The sequence below is a fragment of the Enterococcus sp. NPDC086594 genome (assembly GCF_044746145.1).
In the GTDB taxonomy this organism is placed as follows: Bacteria; Bacillota; Bacilli; order Lactobacillales; family Enterococcaceae; genus Enterococcus_D; species Enterococcus_D entomosocium.
Genome location: NZ_JBIVBP010000002.1, coordinates 331,349 through 350,134 on the forward strand (window position 1 = coordinate 331,349; position 18,786 = coordinate 350,134).

General features: G+C 42.2%; 14 protein-coding genes, 1 pseudogene and 1 other annotated feature. Of the genes and pseudogenes, 14 read left to right on the forward strand and 1 reads right to left on the reverse strand.

What is annotated here, in order from left to right; translation table 11 throughout:
- Positions 1-214: 214 nt before the first annotated feature.
- The 6 genes from pdhA to ACIPK1_RS05990 all read left to right on the forward strand — a co-directional run bounded on the left by pdhA (position 215) and on the right by ACIPK1_RS05990 (position 8,438).
- Entirely contained in the window at positions 215-1,324 is a 1,110-nt protein-coding gene (gene pdhA / locus ACIPK1_RS05965; protein WP_005231936.1) for a pyruvate dehydrogenase (acetyl-transferring) E1 component subunit alpha, read from the forward strand.
- Positions 1,325-1,326: 2 nt separating this feature from the next.
- A complete protein-coding gene (locus ACIPK1_RS05970) occupies positions 1,327-2,304 on the forward strand; it encodes an alpha-ketoacid dehydrogenase subunit beta (RefSeq protein WP_005230047.1) in 978 nt (325 codons plus the stop codon).
- Positions 2,305-2,329: 25 nt separating this feature from the next.
- Positions 2,330-3,976, forward strand: a complete 1,647-nt coding sequence (locus tag ACIPK1_RS05975; protein ID WP_005236379.1) for a dihydrolipoyllysine-residue acetyltransferase — start codon at positions 2,330-2,332, stop codon at positions 3,974-3,976.
- A gap of 7 nt (positions 3,977-3,983) precedes the next feature.
- Positions 3,984-5,390, forward strand: a complete 1,407-nt coding sequence (gene lpdA, locus ACIPK1_RS05980) for a dihydrolipoyl dehydrogenase (protein ID WP_005230052.1) — start codon at positions 3,984-3,986, stop codon at positions 5,388-5,390.
- Between the two features lie 110 nt (positions 5,391-5,500).
- Positions 5,501-5,754: a binding site (T-box leader), on the forward strand.
- A 50-nt stretch (positions 5,755-5,804) separates the two neighbouring features.
- Positions 5,805-7,076: an O-acetylhomoserine aminocarboxypropyltransferase/cysteine synthase family protein gene (locus ACIPK1_RS05985; protein WP_400450228.1), complete on the forward strand. Its 1,272-nt coding sequence runs from the start codon at positions 5,805-5,807 to the stop codon at positions 7,074-7,076.
- A 162-nt stretch (positions 7,077-7,238) separates the two neighbouring features.
- Positions 7,239-8,438, forward strand: a complete 1,200-nt coding sequence (locus tag ACIPK1_RS05990) for an MFS transporter (protein WP_400450229.1) — start codon at positions 7,239-7,241, stop codon at positions 8,436-8,438.
- Positions 8,439-8,510: 72 nt separating this feature from the next.
- On the opposite strand, the gene ACIPK1_RS05995 is transcribed toward ACIPK1_RS05990, so the two are convergent.
- Positions 8,511-9,035, reverse strand: a complete 525-nt coding sequence (locus tag ACIPK1_RS05995) for a type 1 glutamine amidotransferase domain-containing protein (RefSeq protein WP_005236373.1) — start codon at positions 9,033-9,035, stop codon at positions 8,511-8,513.
- Between the two features lie 188 nt (positions 9,036-9,223).
- Here ACIPK1_RS05995 and ACIPK1_RS06000 point away from each other — a divergent pair, with 188 nt between their 5' ends.
- The 8 genes and pseudogenes from ACIPK1_RS06000 to ACIPK1_RS06035 all read left to right on the forward strand — a co-directional run bounded on the left by ACIPK1_RS06000 (position 9,224) and on the right by ACIPK1_RS06035 (position 18,707).
- Complete coding sequence (locus ACIPK1_RS06000; protein WP_005236371.1) at positions 9,224-10,129, forward strand: hypothetical protein; 906 nt, start codon at positions 9,224-9,226, stop codon at positions 10,127-10,129.
- A 207-nt stretch (positions 10,130-10,336) separates the two neighbouring features.
- On the forward strand, positions 10,337-10,609 hold the full coding sequence (locus ACIPK1_RS06005; RefSeq protein WP_008381425.1) for a UPF0223 family protein: 273 nt from the start codon (positions 10,337-10,339) through the stop codon (positions 10,607-10,609).
- An 8-nt stretch (positions 10,610-10,617) separates the two neighbouring features.
- Entirely contained in the window at positions 10,618-11,385 is a 768-nt protein-coding gene (locus ACIPK1_RS06010) for an inositol monophosphatase family protein (RefSeq protein ID WP_400450232.1), read from the forward strand.
- A 130-nt stretch (positions 11,386-11,515) separates the two neighbouring features.
- A complete protein-coding gene (gene typA / locus ACIPK1_RS06015; protein ID WP_005236363.1) occupies positions 11,516-13,345 on the forward strand; it encodes a translational GTPase TypA in 1,830 nt (609 codons plus the stop codon).
- 244 nt (positions 13,346-13,589) lie between these two features.
- Positions 13,590-14,957, forward strand: a complete 1,368-nt coding sequence (gene rlmD / locus ACIPK1_RS06020; RefSeq protein ID WP_008381419.1) for a 23S rRNA (uracil(1939)-C(5))-methyltransferase RlmD — start codon at positions 13,590-13,592, stop codon at positions 14,955-14,957.
- A gap of 423 nt (positions 14,958-15,380) precedes the next feature.
- The gene (locus ACIPK1_RS06025) at positions 15,381-17,042 is read left to right on the forward strand and encodes a phosphoenolpyruvate carboxykinase (ATP) (RefSeq protein WP_016620857.1); all 1,662 of its coding nucleotides are present in this window, start codon (positions 15,381-15,383) and stop codon (positions 17,040-17,042) included.
- 74 nt (positions 17,043-17,116) lie between these two features.
- Complete coding sequence (locus tag ACIPK1_RS06030; protein WP_008381416.1) at positions 17,117-17,545, forward strand: VOC family protein; 429 nt, start codon at positions 17,117-17,119, stop codon at positions 17,543-17,545.
- A gap of 331 nt (positions 17,546-17,876) precedes the next feature.
- Positions 17,877-18,707: pseudogene (locus ACIPK1_RS06035) on the forward strand (prenyltransferase).
- Positions 18,708-18,786: the final 79 nt, after the last annotated feature.

Consider the following 18,786-nt stretch of genomic DNA (forward strand, 5'->3'; position numbering starts at 1 on the left):
AAGAAAGCGATTGCTTTAATGTGATTAATTTCACTAATGTTTTCTTAAGAGTTGCTACAGTGGGAATTCTTTTATTAAAAAAAATACCCTTTTCACTTGTCATTTTCGAAGTTAAATGATAATTTATAAGAGTAAATGAAATTTCGATAGTACAGATTTAAACCCTGTTACATACGAAAGTGAATTTTTATATCAGAGAGGAAAGTGTGTCAAGATGGCAAAAAAACAAAAAGCACTTGATTTCCAAGCGATTTTGGAGCAAGTCAATGCGGATTTTCCAACTTACCAAGCTTTGGACAAAGACGGGAAAATTGTAAATCAAGAGTTAGTACCAGATTTAAGTGACGACGAATTAGTTGAATTGATGACTCGTATGGTATGGTCTCGTGTATTAGACCAACGCTCAACTGCGTTAAACCGTCAAGGTCGTCTAGGTTTCTTCGCGCCAACTGCTGGACAAGAAGCAAGCCAATTAGCAAGTCAATTTGCTTTTGAAAAAGAAGACGTTTTATTACCTGGTTACCGTGATGTACCACAATTGATCCAACACGGTCTGCCATTGAAAGAAGCTTTCTTATGGTCACGTGGCCACGTTGCTGGGAACCTTTATCCAGAAGATTTAAAAGCATTGCCACCACAAATCATTATTGGTGCACAATACGTCCAAGCAGCCGGCGTTGCTTTAGGATTGAAAAAACGCAACAAGAAAAATGTTGTATTCACTTATACAGGTGATGGCGGTTCTTCACAAGGGGACTTCTATGAAGCAATCAACTTTGCAGGGGCTTACCATGCAAACGCTGTATTCTATATCCAAAACAATGGTTTTGCGATCTCTACACCTCGTGAAGTACAAAGTGCGGCACCAACATTGGCACAAAAAGCTGCAGCAGCTGGGATCCCTGGTATCCAAGTTGACGGTATGGATCCATTGGCAGTGTACTATGTTTCTAAAGCAGCTCGTGAATGGGCAGCAAACGGCAACGGTCCTGTATTGATTGAAACCTTGACTTACCGTTACGGTCCACATACATTGTCTGGTGATGATCCAACCCGTTACCGTTCAAAAGACATGGACAGCGAATGGCAACAAAAAGATCCATTGGTACGTTTCCGTACTTACCTAACTGAAAAAGGACTTTGGTCTGAAGAAAAAGAAGAACAAGTCATTGAACAAACAAAAGAAGAAATCAAAGCAGCGATCGCTGAAGCGGACCGCGTGCCAAAACAAAAAGTTTCAGATTTCTTGAAAAACATGTTTGAAGTACAACCACAAAACATTAAAGAACAAATTGCAACTTACGAAGCGAAGGAGTCGAAATAGTCATGGCACAAAAAACAATGATTCAAGCAATTACAGATGCCTTAGCTGTTGAAATGGAAAATGACAAAGAGATTTTAGTCTTTGGTGAAGATGTCGGTAAAAACGGCGGGGTTTTCCGTGCAACAGAAGGTTTACAAGAAAAATTCGGCGAAGATCGTGTCTTCGATACCCCTCTTGCTGAATCTGGTATCGGCGGCTTGGCTTTCGGTTTAGCATTAGAAGGTTTCCGTCCAGTTCCAGAAATCCAATTCTTTGGTTTCGTATTTGAAACATTTGACGAAATCGTTGGTCAAATGGCGCGTACTCGTTACCGTATGGGTGGTACACGTAATTTACCAATCACTATTCGTTCACCATTTGGTGGCGGTGTGCACACACCAGAATTGCACTCAGATAACTTGGAAGGATTGATCGCTCAATCACCTGGTATCCGTGTCGTTATTCCATCAAACCCATATGATGCAAAAGGATTATTGATTGCTTCTATCCGCAGCAATGACCCAGTTGTTTTCTTAGAGCACATGAAACTTTACCGTTCATTCCGTGAAGAAGTGCCAGAAGAAGCATACGAAGTTCCTTTAGACAAAGCAGCAGTAACTCGTGAAGGTTCTGATGTTTCAATCATCACTTATGGTGCAATGGTTCGTGAAGCAATCAAAGCTGCTGACAACTTAGCGAAAGAAAACATCAACGCTGAAATTATCGACTTGCGTACAGTTGCTCCTCTTGATGTTGAAACGATCATCAAATCAGTTGAAAAAACTGGTCGTGTGGTTGTCGTTCAAGAAGCACAAAAACAAGCAGGTGTTGGCGCTCAAGTCGTTTCTGAAATTTCTGAACGTGCGGTTCTATCACTAGAAGCTCCAATCGGACGCGTGTCTGCACCAGATACGATCTTCCCATTCGGTCAAGCTGAAAACATTTGGTTGCCAAATGCAAAAGACATCGAAGACAAAGTGAAAGAAATCGTGAACTTTTAATAGTTGAAGAAGGGAAGAATAGAAAATGGCATTTCAATTTAAATTACCGGATATCGGTGAAGGAATTGCAGAAGGCGAAATCGTAAAATGGTTCGTCAAAGCAGGGGATACCATCAATGAAGATGATACCTTACTAGAAGTTCAAAATGATAAATCAGTGGAAGAAATTCCATCTCCAGTAACAGGAACAGTGAAAAACATCGTTGTCCCTGAAGGTACAGTCGCAAACGTTGGAGATGTCCTTGTTGAGATCGATGCACCAGGACATGAAGACAACGAAGGCGATGCAGGTGTAGCAGCAGAGTCTCAAACACCAGCAAAACCAGCAGCAGAACCTACAACGGAAACCGCTGAAGCATCAGCTGGTTCTTCTGAAGGCGCAGGCGTTTTCCAATTCAAATTACCAGATATCGGTGAAGGAATTGCAGAAGGCGAAATCGTAAAATGGTTCGTTAAAGCAGGAGATACCATCAATGAAGACGATACGTTGCTTGAAGTTCAAAACGACAAATCAGTCGAAGAAATCCCATCTCCAGTAACAGGAACAGTGAAAAACATCGTTGTTGCTGAAGGAACAGTTGCAAATGTTGGTGATGTTTTAGTTGAAATCGACGCACCTGGTCACAACAGTGCGCCTGCTTCATCAAGCGCACCTGCAGAAGCACCAAAAGAAAAAGTGGAAACTTCTGGTTCAGCAAGTGTTGTTGAAGCAGCAGATCCTAACAAACGTGTCTTGGCTATGCCTTCTGTCCGTCAATTCGCTCGCGAAAAAGATGTGGATATTTCCCAAGTATCAGCAACAGGTAAAGGCGGACGTGTAACAAAAGAAGACATCGAAAACTTCCTATCAGGTGGCGGACAAGCTGCAAAAGCTGAAACTCAAGCTCCTGCGAAAGAAGAAACAAAAGCTGCAGCAACTGAAAGCAAACCAGCAGCTCCAGCAAAAGCCTTCAAATCAAACTTAGGTGATTTAGAAGAACGTGTTGCCTTAACACCTACACGTAAAGCAATCGCTAAAGCGATGGTAAACAGCAAACAAACAGCACCTCATGTAACCTTGCATGATGAAGTTGAAGTAACAAACCTTTGGGATAACCGTAAGAAATTCAAAGAAGTTGCTGCTGCAAACGGCACAAAACTTACTTTCTTACCATATGTTGTGAAAGCATTGACTGCAACAGTGAAAAAATTCCCTATCTTGAATGCGTCGATCGATGATGCAAAACAAGAGATCGTATACAAAAACTATTACAACATCGGTATCGCAACAGATACTGACCATGGGTTGTATGTACCAAACGTAAAAGATGCAGATCGTAAAGGCATGTTTGCTATCGCTGATGAAATCAACGAAAAAGCAAAACTTGCTCATGACGGCAAATTGGCTGCAGATGATATGCGTAATGGTACCATCACAATCAGTAACATCGGTTCAGTTGGTGGCGGCTGGTTCACTCCAGTAATCAACTACCCTGAAGTAGCTATTTTGGGTGTAGGTACAATCGCGCAACAACCAATCGTAAACGCTGAAGGCGAAATCGTTGTCGGACGTGTGATGAAACTTTCATTAAGCTTCGACCACCGTATCGTTGATGGCGCAACAGCGCAACAAGCAATGAATAATATCAAACGTCTATTAGCTGATCCAGAGCTATTAATGATGGAAGGATGATTAACAAATGGTAGTTGGAGATTTTGCTGTTGAATTAGATACAGTTGTAATCGGTGCGGGACCTGGCGGCTATGTAGCTGCCATCCGCGCTGCTGAAATGGGACAAAAAGTAGCAATCATTGAAAGAGAATACATCGGCGGCGTTTGTTTGAACGTTGGTTGTATCCCTTCAAAAGCCTTGATCGCTGCAGGTCATCATTATCAAGAATCTTTGGATTCAACAATGTTTGGTGTAACAAGTGAAAATGTTTCCCTTGATTTTACCAAAACACAAGAATGGAAAGACAACAAAGTCGTTAAAACATTAACTTCAGGTGTTGGTTTCCTATTGAAAAAACACAAAGTAGAAACGATTGAAGGAGAAGCTTTCTTCGTTGATGATCACACATTGCGTGTCATCCACCCAGATTCAGCACAAACATACTCTTTCAACAATGCAATCATCGCAACAGGTTCTCGCCCAATTGAAATCCCTGGTTTCAAATTCGGCGGACGTGTTCTTGATTCAACTGGCGGATTGGCATTAAAAGAAGTTCCTAAAAAATTCGTTGTTATCGGTGGCGGTGTCATCGGTTCTGAACTAGGTGCAGCTTATGCAAACCTAGGGGCAGAAGTAACGATCCTTGAAGGCTCTCCTCAAATCTTGCCAACCTATGAAAAAGACATGGTCAAATTGGTTGAAGAAGACTTTGCGAAAAAAGGTGTAACAGTCGTTACCAACGCAATGGCGAAAGAAGCAATTGACAATGGCGATAGCGTAACTGTCAAATATGCCGTAGATGGTAAAGAAGAATCAGTTACTGCTGATTACGTGATGGTTACTGTTGGTCGTCGTCCAAATACTGATGACATGGGCTTAGAACAAGCAGGTGTTGAAGTAGGCGAACGCGGATTGATCACGGTTGACAAACAAGGCCGTACCAACGTATCAAACATCTACGCAATTGGTGATATCGTACCTGGTGCTGCATTAGCACATAAAGCCAGCTACGAAGCAAAAATCGCTGCTGAAGCAATCTCTGGTAAAAAAGTTGCCGTTGATTACAAAGCAATGCCAGCAGTTGCCTTTACTGACCCAGAATTGGCTTCTGTCGGTATGACGATCAAAGATGCCAAAGATGCTGGAATTGAAGCAAAAGCATTCAAATTTCCATTCTCAGGTAACGGTCGTGCGTTATCTCTAGGAAAAACTGAAGGATTCATCCGCTTAGTAACAACGGTTGAAGACAATGTGATCATCGGTGCGCAAATTGCTGGTCTAGGAGCAAGCGATATGGTTTCAGAACTTGCTCTTGCTATTGAATCTGGCATGAACGCAGAAGATATCGCGTTAACGATCCATCCACATCCATCTCTAGGTGAGATCACAATGGATGCTGCTGAGTTAGCTCTAGGATTACCAATCCACATTTAAGCTTTGTGAAACTCGTTCATCATTTGGTGAACGAGTTTTTTTATCACCAGAAATAAAGCGATCCTATGCTATTGACAGAATCTTCTGGAAATGATACGATGCTCTTAATATTTCAACCGTTGATGAGGAAAGTAAATTGATTTGGCAAGCCTAGAGAGTCTTCGTAAGGTGCAAGAAGAACTTGTAGGATCAATCGAAAATGGCCTCTAAGGTGATCTTCTGAACTTGTACGAAAGATAAGGAGATCCGGGTGCGCCCGCTATCGCGTCAGAGTATAACGACGTTTATTTGTCGCGTACTTGCTGAGAAGCATGCTGGAAAGTCTGCTTGAATAAAGGTGGTAACACGTAAACACGTCCTTTGATATCTCGATATCAGAGGGCTTTTTTATTTGCATTATTAAGGAGGAATAGTATGACAGAAAGATTTGAGACGATTCAATTACACGGAGGACAAATACCAGATCCTACCACAGGAAGTCGCGCCGTACCCATTTATCAAACCACATCCTATGTGTTTGATGATGCTGACCAAGCGGCAGCGAGATTTAGTCTTAGTGAGAGCGGCAATATCTATACCCGTATTACCAATCCGACGACCGCGGTTCTAGAAGAGCGATTAGCCCTATTAGAAGGTGGTGTCGGTGCGTTAGCTACGGCTTCTGGCTCAGCAGCGATCACCTATGCAATTTTAAATCTCGCGCAAGCAGGAGATCATATCGTTTCTGCTGCTTCAATTTATGGCGGTACCTATAATTTGTTCGCCCATACATTGCCAGATTTTGGCATCACCACAAGCTTTGTCGATAGTGAAGATCTACCAGCACTAAAAGCAGCCATCCAAGAAAATACCAAAGCAGTTTTTCTAGAGTCTTTAGGCAATCCAGATATTGATATTGCCGACTTTAAAAAGATTGCAGCGATTGCTCATGAAGCCGGGATTCCCCTCATCATTGACAACACCTTTGCGACTCCCTATCTGTTTCGAGGGTTTGAGCACGGGGCGGACATCATCGTTTATTCCACGACAAAATACCTCGGTGGTCACGGGGCTGCTTTAGGAGGAGCTATTATTGATAGTGGCAACTTTGATTGGACAAACGGCAAATTTCCCAAGCTGGTCGATCCCGATCATAGTTACCATGGAATCTCATGGGTAGAAGCCGCTGGTAACGCTGCCTATATCACTCGGGCCCGAACGATTCTTTTACGGGATACAGGTGCTGCGATTTCTCCCTTCAATTCATGGGTGTTGCTTTTAGGCATCGAGACCCTCTCGTTGCGGATGGAACGTCATGTAGAAAATGCGCAACAAGTTGCTGAATTTTTAGCCAAGCACCCGGAAGTTTCTTGGGTTCATTTCCCAACCCTGCCGGACAGTCCTTATTTTAAGCGGGCGCAGGAGTATTTCCCCAAAGGGACCAGTTCGGTCTTTTCCTTTGGATTAAAGGGTGGGGCAGAAGCAAGCAAAACCTTTTGTGGCGCAACCAAGCTCTTCTCTTTGCTGGCAAATGTCGGGGATGCAAAGTCCTTGATCATCCATCCAGCTTCGACGACCCATTCCCAGCTTAGCGTAGAAGAACTTGCAGCAGCCAAAATTCGTCCAGAGACGATTCGCCTATCCATTGGATTGGAAAACATCAACGATCTATTGGAAGATCTCACGCAAGCCTTCCAACAGCTCTAAATAGTTGAAGCAGTAGGAAAAGCGCAGGATACTATGCTGCGCTTTTTTGTTGCTAGTTAGTGTTTCAAATAAAACTGCGGTTTCTGTTGATAGAAGGATAGTAAATCCATCGGTTCTGTGCTATATTTAGTTGCTAAGGAATATGGATAAGGTGGGGGATGTATGGGTAATCATGCAAGTGACAAGAGGATTCGGTTTTACTACACAAGTTTGCAATTTCTTTATTGGATGATGTTTTGCTCAATCTATGGCTTTGCGACACTCTTTTTGATTTATTTCAAGGTCGATCCAGCAAAAATTGGCGGTATTTTAGCCCTAGTCAATATTGCGTCTACGATTTTGCAGCCCTTCATCAGTCAAGTCATTATCAAAAAAAGCAAAGTACCACTGATCGTTGTCTTGAAAACGATGACAATCGGCGTGGTCGCGGTGCTCTTAGCAGGTGTGATGGTCCCTGGATTATCAATACTGACCTATGTTTTAGGAGGGATTTTGCTCGTTTCCATGCAGTCCTTTCTCAACGCCTTGGCGTTTGAATACACAAATAGCGGCAACAAAATCAATTTTGGCTTTTCCCGTGCCGGTGGGTCACTAGGATTTGCGGGTACCTCCTTTTTACTGGGGCAGCTCTTAGAGGAGTTTTCGGCAGCCCTTTTACCAATGATCGCTATCGGGCAAGCCGTTTTGTTTCTCATTATTTTGCTTTTGCTGCCAGCGATCAAGAAGCCAGAAATGCCCGTGATGCTTACAGAACAAAGTCATTCAGGTGCTTTTTTGAAAAAATATCCTTTTTTGCTCTTTCTCTTTGTCGGATTTAGCTTTCTCTTCAGCTTCCACACGATGATCAACAGTTTTTTGGCACAAATTTTTGCCGATATTGGCGGTGGCAGTAAGGAAGTTGGCATCGCCCTGATGATTGCGGCGTTATGCGAATTGCCAGGCATGATTTTCTTTGAACAGTTAGTGAGGATACGGTCTAGCCGTTTTTGGCTGTTGCTGTCCAGTGTTGCCTTTGCCATTCGTGGGGTGCTGATTCTGTTGATCAGCTCCATCATCCTGATGGAAATGAGCCATTTGATGCAAGGGGTTAGTTTTGCCTTGTTTATTCCTGCTTCTGCTTATTTGTTCAACCATAGTTTGGCAGATGAAGACCGGGTTTTTGGACAAACGATCATCATTATCGCTACCACGATCGGTGGCGTGATCGGCAACCTTTTAGGGGGGATGCTGATCCAAAGCTTCGGTGTCTGGGAAATGCTTTTGATTGGGACTGGGTTTGCCGTTTTGGGTGCTGTATTGACCTTTATCGGTGTGAAAAAAATCCCTAAAAGCAACAAAAAATTAGCGATCATAAGCGAATGATCGATAGGTAGAAAAAAGAGTTGCGGCCGTATTTCCTTCGGTCGCAACTCTTTTGAATCTGATCAATGGGTACTATTTCTTTTCTAAAACAGCAATAAATTCCCGCATATAGTCTGGTAGATCTGGGGGACGGCGGCTGGAAACGATATGTCCATCCGTAACCACAGGTGTATCGACCCATGTGGCTCCAGCATTTGTCATATCATCTTTGATGCCTGGTGTACTGGTGACTGTCTTGCCTTGCAGGATATTCGCAGAAATCAAGACCCAGCCTGCATGACAGATTTGTCCAATGATTTTTTGGTCTTTGTCCATCGTTCGCACGAAAGAGATGACCTCTGGGAAACGCCGTAATTTATCAGGTGCCCAACCACCCGGAACTAAGATGGCATCGTAGTCATCGGCGTGAATATCAGAAAAAGCATAGGCTGATTCTGCGGGTACACCATATTTGCCAATATACGTTTTATGCGCTTCTTCACCGACTAAATCGACTTGTGCGCCTTCTTCCCGTAACCGATGGACCGGATACCAAAGTTCTAAATCTTCGAAATCATTGTCGACTAAGGCAATGATTTTTTTGTTTTCTAAACGCAAGAGAATTCCTCCTTTTTCTTGTTATTCTTACTGTAACATCATGCCAAGGGAAACACCAAAAGTATGCTTCCTGAAAAATGCCAAGAAGCTATTCTGAGAATGGTCGTTCAGAGAAATGATATTGATGTAAGCGTTGTAATCATTAGGGGAGTAAGCGATAATAAAAGAAAGCCAAAGGAGGCGAAGATATGGAAGCATTCGAAAAAGCACGAAAATTTATTTACAAAAACGCGCGCCCTTTAGACCTTGCTCGTTGGCAGTACCATTTTGAAAATGGATCTCGCGAGGCTGTATTACAGGCGTTACAAGTCTACCAAAATGAAGATGGTGGTTATGGGCATGGTTTGGAACCTGATTATTGGAATCCCAATAGTACACCGATTGCGGTGTGGGAGGCATGTCGAATTTTACGAGAGCTTGAATGCCTTCATTCGTCAAATCCACAAGTCCAAGGGATTCTAAGGTATTTAGCTAGTGGAAAAGAATTTTCTGAAGGGAAATGGCTCAACCAAGTGCCGTCAACGGTATCCTATCCGCATGCGATTTGGTGGGAGAGTCCTGTGGGCGTGCCAGCAGACAACCCAACGGTCAGTCTAGCTGGTACGATCTTAAGAACAGGGGAAACGACCCTCTATCAAAAAGCACAAGAAATCGCCGAAACAGCAGTTGCAAGTTTTCTTAAGGAGCCAACCAGTGAAATGCACACATTAGTCGTCTATCTAGAATTATTACAAGACTGTGAAGAAATCCAGTATCAGCCTGTTTTAGCAAATGAACGCTTTCGCGAGATCTTATTCTGGCAAATTCGCCATGCAGTCTCAAACGAGCCAGAAGAGTGGTTCACATCTTATGTCAGCAAACCTTCAAATTTTTTCTTTACAAGAGAGCAGCTGCTTGGGATTTTTAGTGAAGAAATATGTAAAAAAGAAGCCGAAGAAATTTTAGAACACCAACAAGCAGACGGATCATTTGTCATTCCATGGCAATGGGGAACAGATTACCCAGAGTTTTTCATTAGTAAACAGTGGTGGAAATCAATTGCTATCATTAAAAATTTTTTGTTTTTGCGGGCTTTTCTAGACGAACCTTTTTGAAATCGGTCATCTTTTAATCAGCGATCTCGTTGAAAGAACAAAGGAATTTCCTTCTTATTTGAGATTCATGGAGTTCAGCTTCTAGAAATCCAAATAGTTTGTAAACCAGAGGTACATTCATTGCCAGAATGTACCTTTTTTGCAGCGGAGGCTCTGACCTATTTTCAATTTTGTGGTACACTGAATAAGATGAATAGGAGTGGTAATATGCGGGATTATCAATATCCTCTGGACTTAGATTGGTCGACGGATGAAATGGTCGTCGTCATGAAGATGTGGGAACGGTTAGAACAAGCCTATGAAAAAGGCCTTCCTAGCAGCACGTTTCTTGAGGCGTATCAAGCCTTTAAGAAAGTCGTTCCCAGCATTGGCGAGGAACGCCGTTTAGGTAGAGAATTTGAAGAACTATCAGGCTATTCGTTATACCATGCCGTGCAGGCAGCGAAAAAGACTGAGGGAAAACTAAAAATGAAAGGGTAGATCAACGAATGCATGAAATCGTTAATGAAGTTCGCCAGTGGATGATCGCTGCAGGCGAAAGGATCAAAGGCAATTTAAATAAAGAAGACTTGGTGGTCGAGACAAAATCAGGACGGAAAGACTTAGTGACAGAATTGGATAAAGCCACGCAAGATTTTCTGATTGGTAAGATCCAATCCTATGATCCGGATGCCAAAATTTTAGGTGAAGAAAACGGACTGGACACACTTGCCGACATGAGTGGACGGGTCTTCATCATTGATCCGATCGATGGAACCATGAATTTCGTGTTGGAAAAAGAAAACTTTTGTATCATGATCGCGATCTACGAAGAGGGCAAAGGGCGCTTTGGCTTTGTCTATAATGTCATGAAAGATGAATTCTTATGGGGGGGTCCAGAGATTGGTGTTTATAACAATGGCAAGAAGATCGAACCGCCGAAAGATATTGCCTTATCCGAGGGTCTCGTTGGCTTGAATTCACCCATGTTGATCCATAACCGCCACCACGAAACTGAAGTCAGTGACAAAGCATTAGGCATTCGTATGACTGGATGTGCTGGGGTAGAGTTGATCGCCCTCGCTAAAGGACAAAGAGCAGGCTATCTTTCTCATCTTGCGCCATGGGATTATGCGCCAGGGGGTGTTTTGTTAGAAACCCTTGGATTAAAAATGGCAAACATCAAAGGAGAGCCACTATCCCTGAATGGACGGGAATTGTTTGTCGGCGGTACACCGAAAGCTTTTGAAGAATTATTGGCGATCATTAATCAATAAGAAAAAAACCAGATATTTTATTAATATCTGGTTTTTTCTGTAAAAATGAAAACTTTGCACTATATTTCAGAAAGAAATTCTGGTATAATGGCTTGTCGAGTGCAATGTCACCAAAAAAGGAGTTTATAAATTGAATATTAGAAATGATATCCGCAACGTCGCTATTATTGCCCACGTTGACCACGGAAAAACTACATTAGTTGATGAATTATTGAAACAATCCCAAACGTTAGATAGCCATACCCAATTACAAGAACGGGCGATGGATTCAAATGCGATCGAAAAAGAACGTGGCATCACGATCTTAGCGAAAAATACAGCGGTTGAATACAACGGTACAAAAATCAATATCATGGATACCCCAGGACACGCGGACTTTGGTGGTGAAGTAGAGCGGATCATGAAAATGGTCGATGGTGTTGTCTTGGTTGTTGATGCTTATGAAGGAACGATGCCTCAAACACGTTTCGTATTGAAAAAAGCGTTGGAACAACACTTAGTGCCAATCGTAGTTGTCAACAAAATCGACAAACCATCTGCTCGTCCTGAGCATGTTGTCGATGAAGTCTTAGAACTATTTATCGAATTAGGTGCCGACGATGACCAATTGGACTTCCCAGTGATCTACGCTTCTGCGATTAACGGAACTTCAAGTGAATCAGATGATCCTGCTGATCAACAAAAAACGATGGCACCATTGTTTGATACGATCATCGAACATATTCCAGCGCCAATCGACAACAGCGACGAACCATTGCAATTCCAAGTATCATTGCTTGATTACAATGACTACGTTGGACGTATCGGTATTGGCCGTGTCTTCCGCGGATCAATCAAAGTCGGCGACCAAGTTGCATTGATGAAATTAAACGGAGAAGTTAAAAAATTCCGTGTGACGAAACTTTTCGGTTTCTTCGGTTTGAAACGTTTGGAAATCCAAGAAGCCAAAGCCGGTGATTTGATTGCCGTTTCTGGGATGGAAGATATCTTCGTTGGTGAAACTGTTACACCAATCGATCATCAAGATTCATTACCTGTTTTACACATTGATGAACCAACTTTGCAAATGACCTTTATCGTGAACAATTCACCATTTGCGGGTCGCGAAGGAAAATTCGTAACAGCTCGTAAAATTGAAGAACGCTTAATGGCGCAATTGCAAACAGACGTTTCATTGCGTGTGGATCCAATCGGACCTGACTCATGGATCGTTTCTGGACGTGGCGAACTTCATTTGTCAATTTTGATCGAAAATATGCGTCGTGAAGGCTTTGAATTGCAAGTTTCTCGTCCAGAAGTTATCGAACGCGAAATCGATGGCGTGAAATGCGAACCATTTGAACGGGTGCAAATAGATACCCCAGAAGAATACATGGGATCAGTAATCGAATCATTGGGAATGCGTAAAGCAGAAATGCAAGATATGATCAATACAGGGAATGGACAAGTACGGATCATTTTCTTGGCACCAGCTCGTGGCTTGATCGGTTACACGACAGAATTCCTATCAATGACTCGCGGCTACGGCATCATGCACCACACCTTCGATCAATATTTGCCAATGATCCAAGGACAAATTGGTGGCCGTCATCAAGGCGCACTTGTATCGATCGATACAGGAAAAGCAACGACTTACTCGATCATGAGTATTGAAGAACGTGGAACGGTCTTCGTTGAACCAGGTACCGAAGTGTACGAAGGAATGATCATTGGTGAAAACTCTCGTGACAAAGACTTAACGGTCAATATCACGAAAGCAAAACAAATGACCAACGTCCGTTCTGCAAACAAAGACCAAACCTCAGTTATCAAGAAACCTCGTATTCTTTCTTTGGAAGAATCACTGGAATTCTTGAATGATGATGAATACTGTGAAGTAACACCAGAAAGCATTCGTTTAAGAAAACAAATCTTGAACAAGAGCGAACGGGAAAAATCACAGAAAAAGAAAAATAACTGATAACTAAAACAGTGATCAAAAGTTTTAAACACTTCTGATCTGTTCGATTTTCCGAAGGATGGAAAAGGGATTGCTCCTGTGTTGCAGCGGCTCTTCGCCGCAGGACCCAGAAAAAGCAATCAGCCGATTTCCCTCCTTCGGTTCTTTTTTGCTCGAAGTCAAGTTGAACCGTTAGAATAAGCACCGCTTGCAATTTCGGCCATTCCTTTTTAAAATGAAGAAAGCAAGCACAAAGGAGAAATCTATGAAAAATTATCCTGTTAAAAAGAATCAGGAACTTGAAGTTGATATTTTGGATCTTTCCCATGAAGGAAATGGGATCGCCAAAGTCGATGGGTACTTATTATTTATTGAAAACACCCTGCCAAATGAACGTGCCTTAGTCAAAGTGTTGAAAGTCGGCAACAAATTTGGTTTTGCCAAAGTGATGAAATTGTTGCAAGCAAGTCCTGATCGGCAAGAATTGCCGAATGAAGCATTGTTGCGCACCGGTATCGCTCCATTGAGTCATTTGAGCTATGACAAACAATTAGCCTTCAAACAGCAGCAAGTAGAGAATGTTTTGGCTAAAATCGCCAAATTGCCTGAAATCACAGTCAATGCGCCAATCGGAATGGAAAAACCATTTGGTTACCGCAACAAAGCGCAAATCCCTGTGCAAAAAATCCATGGGGAATTAACGACTGGATTTTACCGCAAAAACAGCCATACTCTGGTACCGATCGAAGACTTTTATATTCAAGATCCAAACATCGATCAAGCAATCATCAAAGTCAGAGATATTTTGCAGCGGTTCAATGTCAAAGCCTACAATGAAGAAGCCCATGAAGGGTTCTTACGCCACATTGTCGTTCGTCGTGGGCATCACTCAGGTGAAATGATGGTCGTATTAGTGACACGTAAACCGAAATTCTTCAAAGGAGAAGAAATCGCGGAAGTGATCCACGAAGAGATTCCAGAAGTTGTTTCTGTCATTCAAAACATCAATGAAGAAAAAACCAATGTGATCATGGGGGAATTCGAGCGTGTGTTGTATGGCAAGTCATCGATCGATGATCAATTATTAGGTAAAACCTTCCAAATCTCAGCGAAATCTTTCTACCAAGTCAACACAGCGCAAACAGAAGTCTTGTATCAAACCGCCTTCGAGATGGCGCAACTGTCTGAAAATGATGTCGTTGTGGATGCTTATGCAGGAATCGGAACGATCGGGATTAGTTTGGCTGATCGCGTGAAAGAAGTGTTAGGGATGGAAGTCATTCCTGAAGCAGTGAACGATGCCAAAGCCAATGCCAAAAGAAATGGTGTCGAAAATGTGCATTATTTTATCGGTAAAGCCGAAAAAATCATGCCGCAATGGCTACGCGAAGGCATTCAACCGACAGTCGTCTTCGTTGATCCACCTCGCAAAGGTTTAGATGCTAGCTTTATCGAAACGACTGCTGCGGTTAAACCAGAGCGCATCGTCTACATTTCCTGCAATCCAGCAACCTTGGCTCGTGACCTCGCGTTATTTGCGGAAGAAGGGTATGTGACAAAAGAAGTCCAACCTGTTGATTTGTTCCCACAAACGACCCATGTGGAGTGTGTCGTGTTGTTAGAACGTCGTTAAGAAACAACAAGTTTTTTTTAGCAATTTTGATCTTGAATTCTTTTTATGGTAATTGTCATAAAATCTTACGATAGCAAAGTTATTAGAGAAAGCAAGTCAATTGAGAAATAAGCAACTAAAACCCATCTGTCTATCTAATTACGTCGATTGTGACGTTTAGAATGGATGAAATATAAAACCAGAAACTGGAACTGAAAGATACTCTTTCTGTGCCAGTTTTTTTGTTCTTTCTCACTATTGATGAGCGGGGAAAAAATCAATGCAAAAAGCAGTGAAGCTTCAAATATGCAGACATCCCAATCCTTTAACAAAATGGTTTATCGGCAATTTATAGTTAATGTGTATAAAAATATGGCGTGTGGTGATTAGAAAGTATTATAATAAACGTAGTGAATAGAAAATTTTTGTTAGGAGGGATTACACATGGCAACGATTCGTGCATTTTCACACAAAGAGATTACACCGCAGAATACGCATTTGTCGAGTTTTAAAGTGTTGATAGAGTCAGCTTTTTATGGGAACAATGTCACTTGGATTCATGATCAAGCCACGGCCTATCGCTTAGCAAAAGAATCTTCTGGCGCTATTCTTACGGATATGCCGGTCACACACACCAAGGAGTTAGGACTACCGGAGGATGCTAAAGTCATCGTGTTTAATGACGGAAAAGTTGTTGGACGGACAGCGGCAGCTCGACGCATCATCGGACATCCCGGGATTGATCGAAAATTGTATGAAGGGATTTTAAGAGATGCTTTATTTCAAGGGACACGTAAAAAATTCTATGGCGGTGAAGTTGTTGTAGGGTTAGACGAAGCGTTTATGGTCAAAGCACACCTGTTGCTACCAGAGTACTATGAAACCAATTTTTATTCTTATTTGTTGAATTTTCAAATGCTGACAAAATCATGGCAGGAAAGGTATCAACGTTCCAAAGAATATCCAGAAACGGACATTTTTTTGTACGCTGATCCAGATTGGTCTCATCCTGATTTTCCTTATGGGCTGTCTCTCTTTGATCCTGAACACAATGTTGCGGCAGTCTTAGGCTTAAACTATTTTGGTGAATTGAAAAAAGCGACATTAACTTTGGCTTGGGCTACCGCGCATCGCAATGGCTTTGTGGCGTGTCATGGGGGAATGAAGCAATATCAGTTACCGAATCGAACATTTACGATGGCTGCTTTTGGTCTTTCAGGATCAGGAAAATCGACCATCACATTGGCGGAACATGATGGCAAATATGATATCAAGGTTCTTCATGACGATGCATTTGTGATTAATCAAACAAATGGTGCGTCCACTGCTCTGGAGCCTTCTTATTTTGATAAAACGCAAGACTATCCATTAACCAACCCAAATGTCCGCTACTTTATCACCTGTCAAAATGTTGGGGTTACTTTAGACGAGGAAGGAAAAAAGGTCATCGTCACCCAAGATATTCGTAACGGGAACGGTCGAACCGTCAAATCACGGTATGTCACACCTAACCGGGTGGATCATTTAGATTCGCCGATCGATGCAGTATTTTGGATCATGAAAGATGACACGCTACCTCCTGTAGTAAAAATTGACGATCCGATTTTAGCCGCTGTTTTTGGTTTGACCTTAGCTACGAAGCGCACGACAGCTGAACATGTTGTCGAGACCACGGATATAGATAAACTGGTCATCGAGCCTTATGCCAATCCATTTAGAGTCTATCCTTTAAAAGAAGATTTTGCCCATTTCATGAACTTATTCAAAGAAAACCAAACGGCTTGTTATATTCTAAATACAGGCTTTTACAAAGACAAGAAGGTCACACCTGAAGTCACGCTGACATCGATTGAAAAAATTGTGAAAGGCGAGGCCAATTTTAAGAGGTTTGGTGAAATCACAGAAATGAGTTACCTGCCAGTAACAGGGTTCGAAGTCGATTTTCAAGATGCCTCCTATGTTGCTCATTTAAGAGAGCGGATGCAAGGACGGCTGGACTTTATTTTGGCTCAAGAAACAGAAAATGATGGCTATAATAAGTTGCCTAAAGAGGTAGCAAAGGCAATGGGAAATGTGATTTCTACATTAAATGAGCTTCCTGGCTAATCCCATTGAATCAAACTTCCGCAAGCGGCTTTTCTTCCTGAAACACTTATTTTGTTAGCCAGAAAGGAGCGATTATGAACATTCAGTTTCACCATATCCAAATCACAGTCAATGATGTAAAAAAAGCAGAAGGTTTTTATGATCAATTATTTGCACTATTAGGTTTCGACCTTCAGAAGAAATATTCTGGGTATTTAGAACATGCCGATATGGAAGTAGTAGAATATATAGGGGATTCATTTGATTTCGGTATTTGTTCCCCACGAAAAGAATGGAAGAAGGAGAAAATCGATTCAAGAAAACCTGGCTCGGTTCAGCACATGGCGTTTAAGGCGGAAAGCCGCGAAGTAGTAGATGCGATCTTTCCCAAAATAAAAGCCTTAGGGGTAAAGATCCTTCACGATCGACCAATGGAGTACAAAGAGCGCATCGCTCCTAACTACTATGCCTTATTCTTTGAAAGCCCAGAAGGCATTCGTTTTGAACTATTTCATTATGCCTGATTCCTTTAACTAGAAGAGTGTGGCATTAAATTATTGCGTGAGCGCGTTCTTATTAAGGTGATCTTTCATTAAGGGGCTAGCATAATCAGGCGAGTTTAGAGAGAAACTTTTTTAGAACCTGTCATCAGGAAAATCTGAACACTCTTGTTTTAAGTACGTCCATCCTGAAAAACTCGTTGGTTCCTAAAATTTATTTGGACAATTCGAATACAAAAATCTAACTCATGTGTTGAAAAACGTCGATTTTATCTTTCTAGAAGCTGTTGCATTGTGGGTCAATAAGGATTGTTGCGTTGATTGCAGGGCACTTAAGAAATGGAGGAGGAACAATATGGATCAGACGGTTCAGCAAGATATCGAAGCGATCATTTCCCGTCAATATGATCTTGGCGCCGATTTATGGTCGACGCCAGACCATAAATTACTGAAAGGAGCACCCTTTACAACCTTAGAGTGTCCTCATTATTTGCTTGAACTTGGTATGTCGCCTGAGGAGAACTTATTAAAAGAGACCGCTGCATTGATCTTTTAAGGATGGAGAGAAGATGGCAGATTTAAAATTTCGCCATCAGGGGGGATTTATCCCTGTCATACAGCGCTGGCTTTGCGAACGCTGTGTGCTCTTGGTTACGCAAGGGACCCGCGGCTACAACAGACCTTTCACTATTTTCTTGCTACTCAGGAAACAGATGGCGGCTGGAAGTGCAATAAATACAGTTTTGGTCGCGGCCCGGAGACCCGCTATTCAACCCCGATGACGACGTTAACGGTCCTTGATGCCTTTCGATATACTCATGATCGTGAACAGATGGAAACACTTAATCAAGCAATCGAATGCTTGCTTGCTCATTGGGAGATTCGTCAGCCAATCAGTCCCTGTCATTACGGAATGGGCACATTGTTTATGCAGACAGAATACCCCTTTAGAGGGTACAATCTTTTTTATTATCTGTATGTCTTGTCTTTTTATCCTTCTGCCAGAAAAGACGCACGGTTTCTGGAGGCTTTGCAGCAGTTTGAATCGAAAGTTAAAAATGGCAATGTTATTGTAGAACGGGTTGTACCAAAACTGGGGAAACTGAATTTTTGTAAAAAAGGACAAATTAGTTCCTTCGCCACCCGACGGTACCAAGAAATCCTTGCTCACTTAGCAGAAGATTAAGGAAAAAACAGTCCTTTGGAATGTTCCTCCATCTAGACGATTCTTTTTCTTTTCTGGTACACTGTCTCTAAAGAACCGA

Excerpts from the sequence above, each read along its gene's own strand:
- pdhA (WP_005231936.1), top strand. The coding sequence starts at position 215 with ATGGCAAAAAAACAAAAAGCACTTGATTTCCAAGCGATTTTGGAGCAA.
- ACIPK1_RS05970 (WP_005230047.1), top strand. The coding sequence starts at position 1,327 with ATGGCACAAAAAACAATGATTCAAGCAATTACAGATGCCTTAGCTGTT.
- ACIPK1_RS05975 (WP_005236379.1), top strand. The coding sequence starts at position 2,330 with ATGGCATTTCAATTTAAATTACCGGATATCGGTGAAGGAATTGCAGAA.
- lpdA (WP_005230052.1), top strand. The coding sequence starts at position 3,984 with ATGGTAGTTGGAGATTTTGCTGTTGAATTAGATACAGTTGTAATCGGT.
- ACIPK1_RS05985 (WP_400450228.1), top strand. The coding sequence starts at position 5,805 with ATGACAGAAAGATTTGAGACGATTCAATTACACGGAGGACAAATACCA.
- ACIPK1_RS05990 (WP_400450229.1), top strand. The coding sequence starts at position 7,239 with ATGGGTAATCATGCAAGTGACAAGAGGATTCGGTTTTACTACACAAGT.
- ACIPK1_RS06000 (WP_005236371.1), top strand. The coding sequence starts at position 9,224 with ATGGAAGCATTCGAAAAAGCACGAAAATTTATTTACAAAAACGCGCGC.
- ACIPK1_RS06005 (WP_008381425.1), top strand. The coding sequence starts at position 10,337 with ATGCGGGATTATCAATATCCTCTGGACTTAGATTGGTCGACGGATGAA.
- ACIPK1_RS06010 (WP_400450232.1), top strand. The coding sequence starts at position 10,618 with ATGCATGAAATCGTTAATGAAGTTCGCCAGTGGATGATCGCTGCAGGC.
- rlmD (WP_008381419.1), top strand. The coding sequence starts at position 13,590 with ATGAAAAATTATCCTGTTAAAAAGAATCAGGAACTTGAAGTTGATATT.
- ACIPK1_RS06025 (WP_016620857.1), top strand. The coding sequence starts at position 15,381 with ATGGCAACGATTCGTGCATTTTCACACAAAGAGATTACACCGCAGAAT.
- ACIPK1_RS06030 (WP_008381416.1), top strand. The coding sequence starts at position 17,117 with ATGAACATTCAGTTTCACCATATCCAAATCACAGTCAATGATGTAAAA.